Here is a 15,070-nt window from a genome sequence, read left to right as displayed (position 1 = left end):
GCATACCTTAAGACACCAAATTATTAACCTTACCATTGATTTAATCAAAAAATAGGAATATAACTTCTGCAAAATATTTGCAAGAGGAGCATAAACAATGATGTCAGTGGACAATATATCAAATAGTAACCCAATAATAGCTGAAGATGATTTCCTCGATTACGCCCTCTCTCATGGTTTTGGTGACTTACATTTTAAAGTGGATCCTGCAACTGGAATGAAAGCAATAATCGCCATTCACAATACCAAATTAGGTCCTGCTTTAGGTGGCTGTCGTTTTATTGAATATCCGAGTACTTATGCAGCAATCCAAGATGCCATGCGCCTTGCACGGGGAATGAGCTTCAAAGCGGCATCAGTCAACTTGCCTTTGGGAGGCGGTAAATCAGTTATTATCAAACCTAATGGCCCATTTGATCGCGCCCAATACATGCATCAATTTGGTCGATTTGTTAATGAATTGAATGGACGTTATATCACTGCTCTTGACAGTGGAACTGAATTGCCAGATATGGATATCATTGGGGAACATACTCCCTATGTAGCCAGCTTGTCCAAGTACCATGGCGATCCTTCACCGTCTACCGCCAGAGGGATACTACGAGGCATTCAAGCAGCTGTCGCTTTCAAACTAGGCAAAGGAAACCTCAACGGTATTCATGTAGCCATTCAAGGCTTGGGGCATGTTGGATTTTTGCTCGCCAGACATTTGCATGAATTAGGAGCTACACTAACTGTTGCTGATATTTCTCCAACTGCAGTAGATCGTGCTGTTGTTGAATTTGGCGCAAAAGCAGTTAGTACCGATCAAATTCATAAGGTTCCCTGTGACGTTTTCGCACCTTGCGCCTTAGGTGCAATTATCAATGACATCACTATTTCTCAACTGCAAACTACAATTATTGCCGGAGCCGCAAATAACCAGCTGGCTCATACCTATCATGGTAAAAAATTACATGATAAAGGTATTTTATTTGCTGTAGACTATGTTATTAATGCCGGGGGATTAATTTTTGCAGCCTCTAAATATCTTCATACTCCAGAAGAAAAAATTAATGAACAGATCGATGCAATTTATGGCCATTTAACTGAAATTTTTGCCCTGTCTGTTAAAGAAGATTTACCTACTAGTGAAATTGCGGATAATTTGGCAAAAGAAAAATTATCTTAAGGGTTTGACAATTCGCTAGATTGAGCCAAAATGAGATGATTTTAGAATATCGAAGCACAGCACATACTAATGAAGTATGGGTGTTTCAGAGGCACATAAAACTCGGCCATTGTGGCCAACAAGATAGTAGAATTGTCAACAACTCCTAAAAGGATACTATGAAGCATTTAAGCCTAACTCCAAACCTTTATGAATACATGCTGGATAAGTCTTTGCGGGAACACCCGTCTCTGACTGGTCTGCGCAAAGTAACCTCTACTATGGAGTTGGCAAACATGCAAGTCGCGCCGGAGCAAGCACAATTTATGCAATTGCTCTTGCGTTTGATTCAGGCAAAAAATGTTCTAGAGTTAGGTACATTTACCGGCTATAGTGCTTTGGCAATGTCTTTGATGCTGCCTGATGATGGTAAGCTCATTACCTGTGACATCAATGCGGAATGGACAAGTAAGGCACATCCTTTCTGGAAAGAAGCAAAACAAGACCATAAAATTGAATTACGACTTGGCCGTGCGTTAGATACTTTACATGCATTAATCGCTGAAGGTTGGGAACAAAAATTTGATTTTATTTTTATCGATGCCGACAAAACCAACTATGTGAATTACTATGAATTGGCATTGAAGCTCATTCAACCTCAAGGGCTAATCGCTATAGATAATATATTCTGGGATGGTAAAGTAATCGACGAGAATGAAACAGGTAGCCAGACCAGAGAAATCAGGAAACTGAATGAATTGATTAAAAATGATCAGCGTGTGTTTATTAGTTTATTGCCGATAGCAGATGGATTATTTTTAGTACAGCCATCTTAAGAAATAATATAACCCAGGCTACAGTATCTTTGTTTTTTCCATCCTTAGAAGAAGGAATTGTTATTAAGTACCGAATAATTTTAAAGGAGTAAATAGACAATGCCAACAAACAACAACCCCTGTGGATTAGATGGTTTTGCTTTTCTAGAATTTTCAGGCCCAGAAAAAAAACGTCTGCATCAACAATTCACTGACATGGGTTTCCAAGCTGTTGCACATCATAAAAACCAAGACATCACCTTATTTCAACAAGGTGAAATTCAATTTATAGTCAATGCAGCAACCAATTGCCAAGCTGAAGATCATGCCAAAACTCACGGAGCAGGTGCCTGTGCTATGGGATTTAAAGTCAAAAATGCCAAAGCAGCCTTTGAATATGCAATCAAACACGGAGCAACTGCTTTTGAAGATTGCACCCATGCTCATCATGGCTTACTTGGTATCCAGGCTATAGGCGGAAGTGTTATTTATTTTGTTGATGATCAACATCAACCTTTCTCTGCTGATTGGGAACATCAACCCAATAAAAAAGTAGAAGGAAATGGTTTAATCATGATTGATCATTTAACCCATAACGTATTTCGCGGCAATATGGATAAGTGGGCTCAGTTTTACGAATCCATTTTTAACTTCCAGGAAATTCGTTATTTTAATATTAAAGGAAAAATGACTGGATTATTAAGCCGTGCGCTGGGTAGTCCTTGTGGGAAAATCAAAATCCCCTTAAATGAATCCAAAGATGATTTGTCACAAATTGAAGAATTTCTTCATCAATACAAAGGGGAAGGCATTCAACATATCGCATTAACCACCAACAATATTTATCATACGGTGCATACATTAAGAGAACAAGGCGTTAAATTCCTTGATGTTCCAGATACTTATTATGAAATGTTGCATGAGCGCCTTCCCTGGCATCAAGAGCCAGTCAATCAACTTCAAGAAGAGAAAATTCTGATTGATGGCGAGGCTGATCCGAAACATGGTTTATTACTGCAAATCTTTACGGAAAATATCTTTGGCCCTGTGTTTTTTGAAATTATTCAACGCAAAGGAAATCAGGGATTTGGTGAAGGTAACTTTCAGGCATTATTCGAAGCCATTGAACGAGATCAGATAAGACGTGGTACTTTGAAAGAAACATCTGCTTAAAAAATTTGGTGACTAGGTACTATAATCTGGATGAAGCACCTGTCTCTTAATCATATCTCTGCCAACACCCCGCGGCTTGTCCGCAGGGTCCAGTGTTTTAGGATAGATCTTCTGGATCCAGCAGACACGCTGCGGGACGTTGGAATAGAGCTAGGCTGATTTTTCAAAGAATGTGTAGAAGATTCGGGTAAAGCACAGCAGAACCAAGACCATAACGACTAATGAGGATCGTATGAAACTTGCCAGTTTAAAATCAACATCACGAGATGGAGAATTATGCGTAGTCAATCAAGCATTGACTCTTGCACTACGTGTACCCCAGATTGCAGCCAATTTGCAATATGCTCTAGAACATTGGGACACAGTAAAAGAAAAGCTGCAAAAGGTCTATCAACAACTCAATGAAGGACATTTGGAAAATACCATCAGCTTTGATCCGCAACATTGCACATCTCCCTTACCCCGAGCTTATCAATGGGCTGATGGAAGTGCTTACGTTAATCATGTTGAGCTTGTACGCAAAGCCCGTGGGGCTGAACTGCCAGCAAATTTTTGGACTGATCCTTTGATGTACCAAGGAGGTTCTGATTCCTTCCTTGGCCCCAGAGATCCCATTTTAGTTGCTGATGAGGCATACGGCATTGATTTTGAAGCAGAAGTTGCTGTGGTAACGGGTGATGTTCCTATGGGCATAAGTGCTAAAGATGCAGGTCAACATATTAAATTATTGATGCTGGTTAATGATGTCTCTTTACGTAATTTAATTCCAGATGAGCTGGCAAAAGGTTTTGGTTTTTTCCATTCCAAACCCTCCAGCAGTTTTTCTCCTGTAGCCATTACTCCCGATGAATTAGGTACTGATTGGGACGGTCAGCGAGTGCATCTGCCTTTATTGAGCCATCTAAATGGACAATTATTTGGTCAACCCAACGCGGGAATCGACATGACCTTTTCTTTCCCAGAGTTAATTCAACACGCAGCAAAAACCAGAGTCCTCAGTGCAGGAACAATTATTGGTTCAGGTACTGTTTCGAATCTTGATCGCAGCAAAGGTTCTTCATGTATTGCTGAAAAAAGAATGCTAGAACTCATAGAAAATGGTCAAGCTAAAACATCTTTTATGCGCTTTGGGGATCGTATCCGTATTGAAATGCTCGATAAACGGGGCACAAGCCTGTTTGGTGCGATCGATCAAGTCGTTGAGCGGATATAAGTAATGAAACTTTATGACTATTTTCGTTCGACAGCCTGTTATCGTGTTCGTATTGCTCTGAACCTGAAAAATATCACTTATGAAAAAATTGATATTCATTTAGTGAATCATGGCGGAGAGCAACATAGCCCTGAATATCGAAAGATAAATCCTCAAGAATTAGTTCCCAGCTTGGAAGTCAATGGAAAAGTGATTAATCAATCACTTGCCATTATCGACTATCTGGATGAGACTTACCCAACACCTGCTTTATTACCTCAAAATCCACTGGATAGGGCCACAGTAAGATCGCTTGCCTTAATCGTTGCTTGTGATATGCATCCTTTGAATAATTTAAGAGTATTAAATCGGTTAAAAGAGCAATTTCAAGTGAATGAAGCACAAGTTACAGAATGGTATCACCATTGGCTTAAAGCCGGATTTGATGCTTTTGAAGCGAAATTGCAGCCTATTAAACGCAGTCAATCTTTTTGCTTTGGGAATGCGCTTACTTTAGCAGATCTCTGCCTTATTCCTCAGATCTACAATGCAAACCGGTTTCATTTTCCAATGGATAACTATCCTCTTATCAATGAAATCAATAGTCATTGTTTGACCCTGGAACCCTTCAAAAAAGCAGCTCCGGAGGCTTCTTCGTAGAGATCCAAGAGGTCTACCTCACTCAAACTGAGTTATTTCATCATGTCTTCTTTGCGGCGACAACTTAAGAAAAATATTCTGGCATCCAAAAGACTGGGCTGAAAAGCAAGCGTAGATACAAGATCGGGCCTTGGCCCGACAATTTTCAATTAATAAAAAATTCATTCATAAAAATAGCTTCTGGAGAAATTGGTTTGGAGAGTAACATCGATTTGTCGAGCCAAGGCCCGACCTACGTTTGCTGTCTTGAAATAAAATTCAAGACAGTTGCTATCTTGCTCAATTCGCAAATAAATTTGTCATCCTCGCGCAGGCGGGGATCCATTTTTATATTGGCAGTGTGCTCCATCATGGATGGATTCCTTCCTGCGCAGGAATGACAATATCCGCTTTATACTAGGGTTGACGGCTATCGGGCTGAAAGGCAGCATATATGCTTGGACTTTCTTAAGTTGACACCATTGTGATCATGTACATCAACAAACTACATGGATAATCTTCTTTTTTTCGATGGACTATCTTCTTCCTTATTCTGTTGTTCCAGATGAATATTAGAATCATCATCTTTGGGTTCTAATTTAAAGAATCGTTGCCCTGAATATATTGGGGAAGCCTCATTTTCTTCCAAATCATTTAAATACAGTGCCATTGCATAATTTTCATCAAATTGAACTCTTTCCAACTCTATATCCATTTGCTTCACTGCTTCAAAATTGTATTCTTCAGCGAGCTTCCTATATTTCACCTGATCTAATTCGTCACCTTCTGTTGGATTTTTAATAGAACTTAATGCTTTATATAGAGATAAATAATAGTTACCCAGTTTATTTAATAATTCCAGTTGAAGAGCTTCATCATAAAAAGCTTCAGGAAGTTCTTCCCCTTTAGGATCGGCTATTAGAGGCTGTATAAAATTTAAATTTTCCTGGCATAAGAAAATAATTTTATATGGATTATATTCATTTGAATTTTGCAAACGGTCGATTTCTTTTTCATTATTAAGAAAGCGAGCATTTTCAAAGAGTTTTTCTTGTTTATTTTGCATTTGCTAATCCTAGACTTTAAAATTAATTATGATTAAAAAATATAAATAGCTTTTAAAAAGCGAGTGGATTTTCTAATTTTTTTACAACATAATCAATAAAAATTATTTAAAATCAAATAATTAATTTAAAGCGGCAAATGATTTTTCTCATATTCTGTTCAGAACCACGCTTTGCTTAGCTCTACTGTCACAACACCTTGGGGCGTTTTTTCCAGTATACTCCATACTGTTTTACATCGTTGTAAATGACCTACTAAGTAATTTTTATTGTTGCATTTGTAACGTATCGGCATTTGATCATAAGTTTTTTCTGAATGAATTGCTTTACAACGCTCTCCAGTGGTTAACTCGACTCCCCAAGGATAAGCGCGATACATATCCAAAGTTTCATTGAGCTCATTATTCAAAGGCTGCCTCACATTAATTTGTACACTATCGCCAATCCAGGGAGATTGAGGACATAAAGCCTCTGTCCTGTTTGGACCTGATTTAACAAAACAAGGATCATAAGTTTTGCCATGTGCACTACAACGCCAGGCATCTTCGCGGATGATGAGTTGTGATTGAGAATAGCACTCTCCCTTGAGTATCTTTTTCACTTGAGGAGTTACCTGTTCTGTCGCATCCCCATAAGGTCTGTATAATTTTAATATCGTATCATTTGCTGTGGCCATACAAGAACCAAAAAACAATAAAATACAGAGTACTATTCGCAACATAATATTTCCTCAATGATCTAGGGCCTGCTTATAATTCTGTTATCTTCGCGCAAAGCCTTGATTTTCTGTATTCCGATGCCGCCATACTTTTATGTACGCTGCTCAGTGCTTGCAAAATCAACTCATTGCGACTTAAATCTCGGGAATTGCAGACAGATCCCAATTAAGCACTTTCATTTTTACTGATATGTAATTTAAAAGTTTTATTTTAGGAGTACCGCACTAGAGCAGAAAATCCATGCCTTTTAGTACCAAGATAGTAGAAATGCGGATAACCCCAGTGTATCATCTCATTTTTAGTTGAAGGTATCTATACTTCATGAGGTCACAAATTGCGATTTTTTTGGCATATCCAGTCTCGCTAACCTAATGAATTCTTCAATCGAAAATGTATATCAGACTGATAGAATTTAAAAAAGTACTAAGGCTTGTTTGCATTTCGCTAGCTTGCGCCTAAATAGTCTGATTTTCGTAATGGAAATAAACACTAAAAATGCTTTGTGACCGCGCAAAATATATATAGAATGAGGAGTAAAAAATGACCAAAGCTTTTACCATAAAACAGTGTTTAGATGGTGAAATCCGCATTGATGAACACGTTACTGTTAGAGGTTGGGTAAAGACCCGACGTGATTCCAAAATGGGCTTATCTTTTATTAGCCTGCATGATGGCTCCTGTTTTGCTCCTATTCAAATCGTAGCTACAGATGGTTTATCTAATTATCATGATGAAGTCAGCAAACTTACTGCTGGATGCTCACTGATTGCCTCAGGAAAATTAGTTGCATCACAAGGAAAAGGCCAAGCTTTTGAAATTCAGGCTGACTCGATTAAAGTCGTAGGTTGGGTAGAAAATCCGGATACCTATCCTATTCAAGCGAAACGTCATACACTGGAATTTCTACGTGAAGTAGCCCATCTACGGCCTCGTACGAATACAATTAGTGCGGTGACGCGAATCCGCCATTGTCTGTCACAAGCCATCCATCGTTTTTTCCATGAACAAGGCTTTTTTTGGGTGCATACCCCCATTATCACCTCAAGTGATTGTGAAGGTGCAGGTGAAATGTTTCGCGTATCCACTTTAGATCTTTTAAATGTGCCTAAAAATGAATACGGCCAAACTGACTTTAGCAAAGACTTTTTTGCTAAAGAGACTTTTCTTACCGTTTCAGGCCAGTTAAACCTAGAAGCCTATTGTATGGCTATGTCCAAAGTATATACTTTTGGGCCAACTTTTCGCGCTGAAAACTCAAATACAAGCCGTCATCTGGCGGAATTCTGGATGATTGAGCCTGAAGTTGCTTTTGCTACTTTGTACGATATTTGTGATTTAAGCCAAACGATGCTGCGCTATTTATGCAAAGCTGTTCTGAACGAGCGTGCGGATGATATGGACTTTTTCAATCAATTCGTTGCCCCCGGATGTATTGAACGCCTGGAACATATTGTTAATTCAGATTTTGAAATCATGACGTACACTGATGCCATTAAAATTTTGGAAAAAGCAGAGCAATCATTCGAATTTCCAGTGAGTTGGGGATTGGATTTACAATCTGAACATGAGCGCTATTTAGCAGAGGTTCACTGCAAAAAACCCGTCATACTGACCAATTATCCTCAAGAAATTAAAGGTTTTTATATGCGCCTCAACGATGATGGAAAAACGGTTGCTGCTATGGATGTTTTAGCACCCGGGATCGGTGAAATCATCGGCGGCAGTCAGCGCGAAGAACGTCTGGATATTCTGGATAAGCGCATCGAGGAATGCAATCTAAATAAAGAAAGTTATCAATGGTATAGGGATCTGCGTCGTTACGGCACAGTACCCCATGCAGGCTTTGGTTTAGGTTTCGAACGATTGGTAAGCTATGTTACCGGTTTAGCCAATGTACGCGATGTCATTCCTTTTCCACGCACACCAGGACATGCTGATTATTAAGAATAAATCTATCTTCTTGGATATGAAGCAGAACTCCATACAGATTCTGCTTCAATTCATAAAATGTTACAAGACTAATAGGCTAGAGTGGAATAAATTCACTTTTAGTCTCTTCTTCGCTTGACTCTTCGAGTATTGTTTCTAATCCTGCACGATGATGCGATTGAAAATCCTTTTCTTTTAAGGTGTTACGGCTTCTTTTAGAAGACAAAAAACCATGAGAAGTTAATGGAAGTCCAACATCTGTAAGCTCATATTGTTTTTTGTCTGCTTTGATCTTATCTATTAAACTTCCTGGTGAGTTACTCAAGGGGATATCTCGAGGCAAATCATCGGAGGATCGCTTTTTACCAATCTTTTCAGTTTTTTTAAACATCTTATTATTTCCTGTTTTATAATTCGAAACAATTCCGGTTGGACTTAGCTAATAGTCAGAGCTACTTAAAGTCAGATAAAGTGCCTTCTCCTAGCACTAAAACTCTATCCATTTGATTGGCTAATTGCTGATCATGAGTCACAATAACCAAAGCAGTATTCATTTTTCTATTCAACTCCAGCATTAAATCAAATACTTTTGTTGCAGTTGTCTGATCCAGGTTTCCCGTAGGTTCATCTGCCAATACACAATAGGGTTGATGCACCAAAGCTCGAGCTATGGCAACCCGTTGTCGCTCTCCGCCTGAAAGCTGTGCAGGTTTATGAGTTTTTCTTTCTTTAAGACCAACATCATCCAACATTTTGCTTGCTTCAGCCTCTGCATCCTTCACTGAGATATTTGCCAATAATAAAGGCATGCAAACATTTTCAAGGGCGGTAAACTCAGGTAACAAGTGATGAAACTGATAGATAAATCCCAAACCTTGATTGCGTAGTTTACATCGTTGTTTTTCGTTTATCTTTTGCCAATTTACATCCTTAATGCATACATCTCCGCTTGTTGGTTTATCCAATCCACCCAACAAATGCAATAAAGTGCTTTTTCCAGATCCTGAAGGCCCAATAATTGCCAAACGCTCCCCTTGAGCTATGGACAAATCAATCCCTCGCAATACTTCGACTTTGGAAGTACCGTCATTGTATGACTTGCATAGTTTTTCCGCATTTAAAATAACATCACTCATAATGCAAAGCCTCCGCAATTACTGTTTTTGAGGCCCGCCAGGCAGGATAAATTGTTGCAAGAAAACTCATTAATAACGCCATAACACAAACTTTCCATAGATCGCTAAACAGAATCTCAGAAGGCAAATAATCAACAAAATAAATACTGGATGATAAAACTTTAAAATGAAACCAGGTTTGCAGATGATTCACAATTGTGGTTGCATTTTTTGCCAATACTAATCCACCAAGCAAACCAAAAAAGGTACCTACAATTCCTACCATCATTCCTTGCACAATAAACGTCCATAATATGGTAGAAGGAGTCGCACCAATAGTTCTTAAAATTGCGATCTCTGCTTGTTTATCATTAACAACCATCACCAGGGAAGATACTAGATTAAATGCAGCCACTGCGATAATTAGTAACAAGATCAGAAACATCATTGTTTTTTCCATTTTAACTGCTTGGAAAAATGCGCCATATTGCTGCGTCCAATTACCTACCTGATAGTCGTCGCCTAATAAATGAGATAATCGATAAGACAATTCAGGTGCTTGGTAAACATTACCTATTTTCATCTTGATTCCAGTTACCTCATCACCCATTTGCAATAATTTTTGCGCATCTCCCATATTGATAAATGCCAATTTGGTATCAAAATTAAACCCGGTTCCAGCTGAGAAAACCCCAACCACAGTAAATCGCTTAAAACGAGGAATCATTCCAGCAGGGGTAACTGTTGCTTGGGGAATCATGACGGTAACCTTGTCTCCAATCATTGTTCCCATACTGTCTGCCAGTCCTCTACCCAAGATAATGCCAAAATCTTTTAAATTACTTAAGCTCCCAGCAAGCAATTTATCTTGTAAGCGACTCATCTGTTGTTCTTTTTCGGGTAAAACTCCCGTCAGGACAACAGGTAAAACCTGTCCGTCATGAACCATTAATCCTTGTCCGCCAACATAGGGGGCCAATGCTTTAATTTCAGGAATCGTTTGGATTTTTTTAGCCACTTCAGGCCAATCACTAAGTCGTTCATTAGGTCCAGAAACCGTAATTTCGGGAGCCATCCCGAAAAACCGATTATGGATTTGCTGGTCAAATCCATTCATTACCGATAAGACCGTAATAAGAACCATCACTCCTAAGCCAATACCAAGCATTGAGCTTAACGAAATAAAAGAAACAAAATGATTTTTCTTTCTGGAACGCGTATAGCGCAACCCCATAAAAAGGGCTAATGGTTTATACATATTTGCTTTGATTTTTGGTTAAAGTCTTATTGTAGAGAAAAAATCACCCAAGAGATATACCTTATACTGAGTTCGGCTTATTTATTATTTTCTTCATCAGATAACCCACATGCTTATCCACAGAATTTGTGGATATTTCGTTTTATCGTAGGCCGATTGTCTTTTTTCATATATTAATTTTCTATAAAAATCACTAATTTTACAAATTGTGAATTTAATTTATTTAAAGTAAGATGTTTTACCAATCAAACCATTGACTTAACAGAAGGACGATTATGGCCTCATCACAAGTAGAAGTAAAAAAAATCCTCTTAAGTGATAAGATGATCGCCTTAGTCAATAAACCTGATGTTCATTTTGATGAAATAGAGACATTGGTAGGCGAAGAGCTTACGGTAGTTCCAGGTGGCAAAGCACTTGATCAGTTAACTGATTTCATTCATCTCGTTTCCTTCATTAAAGCAAGACGTTTTTCTAATCCTGTCTTGGCCTTGCAGGTGTTTATCAATGAAAATACAAGCCAGGAAACGCGCAAGGCTCTGATTAAAGCAATTGGGATGGCCCCTGCACGCGATGATAAAATTTATGAGCTCATCTGTTTTTTAGCCAAAAAAGATACACTTACCCGGTATACACAAATAACCCATGTTACTCCGCTACGTTTTACCACGGGCGAAGGTGAGTTGGAATATACGGAAGAATGTAGTGATTGGTATTTAATTTTTGATCTGTTTGGACTCAGTAAAAGTCTGCCTTCTGAATTAATTCCTTTAATAGCAGAATTATTAACCACAACGAATCCCTCTGTGGAAGATTTTCGAACGCTTGAAAAATTTCTTAAATTCGTAGAAAGACTCGATCTTTTACGGAACGATATAATAGAAGCAATGCTTCCCCAATTAAGATATAAAAACAGTATAGAAAAACTTCAAACATTCCTGGGCTATTTACAAAGTAATGATTTTCTACACCCCACCATTTTAAAGCATACCCTGCCTTTATTACATCATTTAGACGCGCTTAAAATTTTTTTCAATGCCTACCTGCAAGAACTGAAATCTGTCGGCTCATGCCAAGAAACATTAAGGAAACTCACTCCATTTTGCCAGCTTTCTCTGCCTGAGAAGGGAAGTTATGATGATGTAGTGTCAACCAATACTCCGTTGCATCAAGCCATTATTGAACGTAATCTTTTTAATCTGGAACATGCATTGAGCTTGGCAAACTCGAAACTTCTCTTGGCAACCTCTTATGACAATACAGCCTTGCTCTTAGCCTGCAAACTGGCTGATAAAGAAGCTGCAAAGCATATTTTGGAAAAAATGCGCGAGTTAAAATGTAATGTAAATCAAACTGACCATCATGGGATGACCGCACTTCATTGGGCAAGATTTTATCATTTTGATGATTTAAGTATGGAACTTATTGAAGCAGGTGCCAATGAAGAATTAAAAGCAACAAATGGTAAAAACTGTGCCTACTTCGTAAAGCATCAATTTACGCTTACTGATTTTAAAATAGAAGGTCGGGAAATTGTTGACGATTTCTTCAAATTAAAAAATTGTGCTTTGACTGACATTGCTTTTCATGCAGACAAAATTGCCTTAAATTTAAAATTAACTACCTCAAAAGAGGTGATGGATTTGTATCACAATGATGAAATAGCTCAAATTCGCTCATCCAATCGTTTCTTCTTATTTTTTAAAACGTTTCGTACCCGATTAGTTGAATGGTTAGGGAAACAAAGAGAACTGGATTATCAATCCAGTTCTCTAACAGCTGAACAAAGAGTAGTTCCAAGCTGATGCAATAAAAATTGTAGCCGGGGATCAAGAAAGGATACTCGGTACCGTATTTTTTTAATAAACTAGCGGTTATCCTATAAGGTATATAGCCACTATGTAAAACCTGCTATCAGGTAAGGTAATTTGTATGAATCCTAGCTCTTGGTATTATCCTTCACTCATCGCTTTATGTCTTTATGGTGCCTGGGGCTATTGGGGCACAAGAGCATCCAGTTTTATTAATCCCCTGTCCATCACTTTTTATTCAAGCATAGGTGTATTGATTTCTGGCATCATCGCTTTAGTATTACTTGATTTCAAACTGGATCTTTGCCCTAAAGGGAGTACATACGGACTATTGAACGGCTTAGCAAGTGGCATTGCCTGTATTTTTTTCATTGTCGCGCTTCGTAACGGACCTACAATGCCCGTAGTACTCGTCACATCGATGTATCCTATGATTACTCTCTTGTTATGCGTCGTCTTTCTTAAACAAGGGCTAACATTCAAACATGGATTGGGGATGATCTTTGCAATTCTTGCGTTGATTTTATTTGCTACAGAATAAGGCTCTACCCCAAATAAGGGGGCACTTTAATCAAGTTAGTCTAGACTAACTAATTGATTTCGCGATCAAATTGGAGATTAAAGTGCCCAAGCATAATCTTATCTTAAATTTACCTGGTTTTACCATAGAAAAAGTGAGTGGTTATCAACCACTTATATTGGACATTTCTTATCATCGGTTACCTCGTTGTGCGCATTGCCATAGTAAAATGGTTCGTAAGAAGTCCTCATATATACGCACGGTAGCTCATGAGTTAATTGGTAATCGTCGCACTTTATTGCGTTTTAAAGCGTATAAACTCTATTGCAATATGTGCAAACGATACGGTAATCAACAATTCCCGGGTATTAATAAACATCAGCGTTCGACATGGCGTTTACAAGCCGCTGTGTTTCATGATCATACTCGTGGTATTTCTCAAAAAGACCTTGCCCAGCAATTTAATAAAGGAAAAGCCACCATTGAGCGTTGGTATCATCGCCATTATCAGGAGCAAGCAAGAGAACTCATGAATACACCATGCCCAGTGGTGCTTGGTATTGATGAACATTTCTTTAGCCGAAAACAGGGATTTGCAACAACGCTCTGTGACCTCAAAAAACATAAAATTTTTGATATTGTTAAAGGGCGAAGTGAAACAGACCTTTCCAGTTACCTGGCTTCCTTGGTCGGAAAAGAACGAGTCAAAGTAGTCTGTATGGATTTAAGTAGTACGTACCGCTCCATTGTTAAAAAACATTTTCCTAATGCAAAAGTAGTAGCAGATCGATTTCATGTCATTCGCTTGCTTCAACATCAATGTATGATGACTTACCGCGAGCTATCGAGCGAAGTAAAAAGTAATCGGGGTATATTAGCTTTACTGCGTACACGACCTGATAGATTGACTCCTCAAAGAAGGATTAAGCGTGATGCATTTCTTGAAGACAATCCAGCTATAAACGCTATATATCAGTTCCAGCAACAAGTTCATTCTTTACTCCTACACAAGTCCATGAATAAAGATTGGTGTAAAAAAATGATTCCGCAGTTTTTAAATATGCTTGATGACCTGAAAAGTAGTCCATTTAAGGCTTTGGCAGCTCTCGGAAAAACATTCGGCCAATGGAAAGAAGAGATAGTACGTATGTGGCGTTTTAGGAAGTCTAATGGCATTACAGAAGGGTTTCATAGAAAGATGAAGTTGATACAAAGAAGAGCTTATGGCTTTCGTAACTTTGAAAATTATAGAACCCGTGTTAGGGTGCTGTGTTGTTAACTGGTGAGTGCCCCCGTAATTGGGAAAGACCCCAGAATAACTGATGATTGGTGCCCAGGGCCGGAATCGAACCGGCATGGTGTTACCACCGAGGGATTTTAAGTCCCTTGCGTCTACCTGTTTCGCCACCTGGGCAATCGATTATGGAGGCTGAGGCCGGAATCGAACCGGCGTACACGGCTTTGCAGGCCGCTGCATGACCACTCTGCCACACAGCCTCAATTAATACTTCTATATCTTCACAGCTCTAAAAAAAAAAAGCGACTTTTTGTCGCTTTAATTTGGAGCGGGAAACGAGACTCGAACTCGCGACCCCAACCTTGGCAAGGTTGTGCTCTACCAACTGAGCTATTCCCGCGTCTCTACGGGGTGTGATTCTACCGAAATTTAACACCCTGTCAATAAT

At 38.8% G+C, this 15,070-nt stretch carries 14 protein-coding genes and 3 tRNA genes; 9 read left to right on the top strand and 8 right to left on the bottom strand.

What is annotated here, in order from left to right; all coding sequences use genetic code 11:
- The first annotated feature begins 97 nt into the window (after positions 1–97).
- The 5 genes from DY223_RS03235 (at position 98) to maiA (ending at position 4,990) form a co-directional block, all read left to right on the top strand.
- Positions 98–1,171, top strand: a complete 1,074-nt coding sequence (locus DY223_RS03235) for a Leu/Phe/Val dehydrogenase (RefSeq protein WP_058459710.1) — start codon at positions 98–100, stop codon at positions 1,169–1,171.
- 158 nt (positions 1,172–1,329) lie between these two features.
- Entirely contained in the window at positions 1,330–1,986 is a 657-nt protein-coding gene (locus DY223_RS03230; protein ID WP_058459711.1) for a class I SAM-dependent methyltransferase, read from the top strand.
- A 99-nt stretch (positions 1,987–2,085) separates the two neighbouring features.
- Positions 2,086–3,138: a 4-hydroxyphenylpyruvate dioxygenase gene (gene hppD, locus DY223_RS03225; protein ID WP_058459712.1), complete on the top strand. Its 1,053-nt coding sequence runs from the start codon at positions 2,086–2,088 to the stop codon at positions 3,136–3,138.
- 232 nt (positions 3,139–3,370) lie between these two features.
- Positions 3,371–4,351 carry a fumarylacetoacetate hydrolase family protein gene (locus tag DY223_RS03220; protein WP_058459713.1) on the top strand — a complete coding sequence of 327 codons (981 nt, stop codon included), beginning with the start codon at positions 3,371–3,373 and terminating at the stop codon, positions 4,349–4,351.
- A gap of 3 nt (positions 4,352–4,354) precedes the next feature.
- Positions 4,355–4,990, top strand: a complete 636-nt coding sequence (gene maiA, locus DY223_RS03215; RefSeq protein WP_058459714.1) for a maleylacetoacetate isomerase — start codon at positions 4,355–4,357, stop codon at positions 4,988–4,990.
- Between the two features lie 484 nt (positions 4,991–5,474).
- Here maiA and DY223_RS03210 read toward each other — a convergent pair whose 3' ends face one another.
- A complete protein-coding gene (locus DY223_RS03210; protein WP_058459715.1) occupies positions 5,475–6,035 on the bottom strand; it encodes a hypothetical protein in 561 nt (186 codons plus the stop codon).
- 158 nt (positions 6,036–6,193) lie between these two features.
- Complete coding sequence (locus DY223_RS03205) at positions 6,194–6,754, bottom strand: hypothetical protein (RefSeq protein ID WP_058459716.1); 561 nt, start codon at positions 6,752–6,754, stop codon at positions 6,194–6,196.
- A 538-nt stretch (positions 6,755–7,292) separates the two neighbouring features.
- Here DY223_RS03205 and asnS point away from each other — a divergent pair.
- On the top strand, positions 7,293–8,696 hold the full coding sequence (gene asnS / locus DY223_RS03200) for an asparagine--tRNA ligase (RefSeq protein ID WP_058459717.1): 1,404 nt from the start codon (positions 7,293–7,295) through the stop codon (positions 8,694–8,696).
- Between the two features lie 82 nt (positions 8,697–8,778).
- On the opposite strand, the gene DY223_RS03195 is transcribed toward asnS, so the two are convergent.
- The 3 genes from DY223_RS03195 to DY223_RS03185 form a co-directional block, all read right to left on the bottom strand.
- Positions 8,779–9,072: a hypothetical protein gene (locus tag DY223_RS03195; RefSeq protein WP_058459718.1), complete on the bottom strand. Its 294-nt coding sequence runs from the start codon at positions 9,070–9,072 to the stop codon at positions 8,779–8,781.
- Positions 9,073–9,133: 61 nt separating this feature from the next.
- Positions 9,134–9,817: a lipoprotein-releasing ABC transporter ATP-binding protein LolD gene (gene lolD, locus DY223_RS03190; RefSeq protein ID WP_058459719.1), complete on the bottom strand. Its 684-nt coding sequence runs from the start codon at positions 9,815–9,817 to the stop codon at positions 9,134–9,136.
- The gene (locus DY223_RS03185) at positions 9,810–11,054 is read right to left on the bottom strand and encodes a lipoprotein-releasing ABC transporter permease subunit (RefSeq protein ID WP_058459720.1); all 1,245 of its coding nucleotides are present in this window, start codon (positions 11,052–11,054) and stop codon (positions 9,810–9,812) included. Before DY223_RS03185 ends, lolD begins: the two co-directional genes overlap by 8 nt.
- Before the next feature lie 275 nt (positions 11,055–11,329).
- Between DY223_RS03185 and ankQ the strand changes: the two genes are divergently transcribed.
- The 3 genes from ankQ to DY223_RS03170 all read left to right on the top strand — a co-directional run bounded on the left by ankQ (position 11,330) and on the right by DY223_RS03170 (position 14,664).
- Positions 11,330–12,859: a Dot/Icm T4SS effector AnkQ/LegA10 gene (gene ankQ, locus DY223_RS03180; protein WP_058459721.1), complete on the top strand. Its 1,530-nt coding sequence runs from the start codon at positions 11,330–11,332 to the stop codon at positions 12,857–12,859.
- A 127-nt stretch (positions 12,860–12,986) separates the two neighbouring features.
- On the top strand, positions 12,987–13,406 hold the full coding sequence (locus tag DY223_RS03175) for an EamA family transporter (RefSeq protein WP_058459722.1): 420 nt from the start codon (positions 12,987–12,989) through the stop codon (positions 13,404–13,406).
- Positions 13,407–13,488: 82 nt separating this feature from the next.
- Positions 13,489–14,664: an ISL3 family transposase gene (locus DY223_RS03170; RefSeq protein WP_115684274.1), complete on the top strand. Its 1,176-nt coding sequence runs from the start codon at positions 13,489–13,491 to the stop codon at positions 14,662–14,664.
- 48 nt (positions 14,665–14,712) lie between these two features.
- Here the strand turns inward: DY223_RS03170 and DY223_RS03165 are convergent.
- From DY223_RS03165 to DY223_RS03155, 3 genes are all read right to left on the bottom strand, one after another.
- Positions 14,713–14,799: transfer RNA gene (locus tag DY223_RS03165), tRNA-Leu, on the bottom strand.
- Between the two features lie 9 nt (positions 14,800–14,808).
- A tRNA-Cys gene (locus DY223_RS03160) sits at positions 14,809–14,882 on the bottom strand.
- Positions 14,883–14,946: 64 nt separating this feature from the next.
- Positions 14,947–15,022, bottom strand: a tRNA-Gly gene (locus tag DY223_RS03155).
- Positions 15,023–15,070: the final 48 nt, after the last annotated feature.

This window comes from Legionella bozemanae (genome assembly GCF_900450575.1).
Lineage (GTDB): Bacteria > Pseudomonadota > Gammaproteobacteria > Legionellales > Legionellaceae > Legionella > Legionella bozemanae.
The sequence above is the reverse complement of the archived record's forward strand: the minus strand, read 5'-3'. Positions and strand labels throughout refer to the sequence as shown.

What these genes read in the sequence shown, in the direction of transcription:
- DY223_RS03235 (WP_058459710.1), top strand. Translation starts at nt 98, where the DNA reads ATGATGTCAGTGGACAATATATCAAATAGTAACCCAATAATAGCTGAA.
- DY223_RS03230 (WP_058459711.1), top strand. Translation starts at nt 1,330, where the DNA reads ATGAAGCATTTAAGCCTAACTCCAAACCTTTATGAATACATGCTGGAT.
- hppD (WP_058459712.1), top strand. Translation starts at nt 2,086, where the DNA reads ATGCCAACAAACAACAACCCCTGTGGATTAGATGGTTTTGCTTTTCTA.
- DY223_RS03220 (WP_058459713.1), top strand. Translation starts at nt 3,371, where the DNA reads ATGAAACTTGCCAGTTTAAAATCAACATCACGAGATGGAGAATTATGC.
- maiA (WP_058459714.1), top strand. Translation starts at nt 4,355, where the DNA reads ATGAAACTTTATGACTATTTTCGTTCGACAGCCTGTTATCGTGTTCGT.
- DY223_RS03210 (WP_058459715.1), bottom strand. Translation starts at nt 6,035, where the DNA reads ATGCAAAATAAACAAGAAAAACTCTTTGAAAATGCTCGCTTTCTTAAT.
- DY223_RS03205 (WP_058459716.1), bottom strand. Translation starts at nt 6,754, where the DNA reads ATGTTGCGAATAGTACTCTGTATTTTATTGTTTTTTGGTTCTTGTATG.
- asnS (WP_058459717.1), top strand. Translation starts at nt 7,293, where the DNA reads ATGACCAAAGCTTTTACCATAAAACAGTGTTTAGATGGTGAAATCCGC.
- DY223_RS03195 (WP_058459718.1), bottom strand. Translation starts at nt 9,072, where the DNA reads ATGTTTAAAAAAACTGAAAAGATTGGTAAAAAGCGATCCTCCGATGAT.
- lolD (WP_058459719.1), bottom strand. Translation starts at nt 9,817, where the DNA reads ATGAGTGATGTTATTTTAAATGCGGAAAAACTATGCAAGTCATACAAT.
- DY223_RS03185 (WP_058459720.1), bottom strand. Translation starts at nt 11,054, where the DNA reads ATGTATAAACCATTAGCCCTTTTTATGGGGTTGCGCTATACGCGTTCC.
- ankQ (WP_058459721.1), top strand. Translation starts at nt 11,330, where the DNA reads ATGGCCTCATCACAAGTAGAAGTAAAAAAAATCCTCTTAAGTGATAAG.
- DY223_RS03175 (WP_058459722.1), top strand. Translation starts at nt 12,987, where the DNA reads ATGAATCCTAGCTCTTGGTATTATCCTTCACTCATCGCTTTATGTCTT.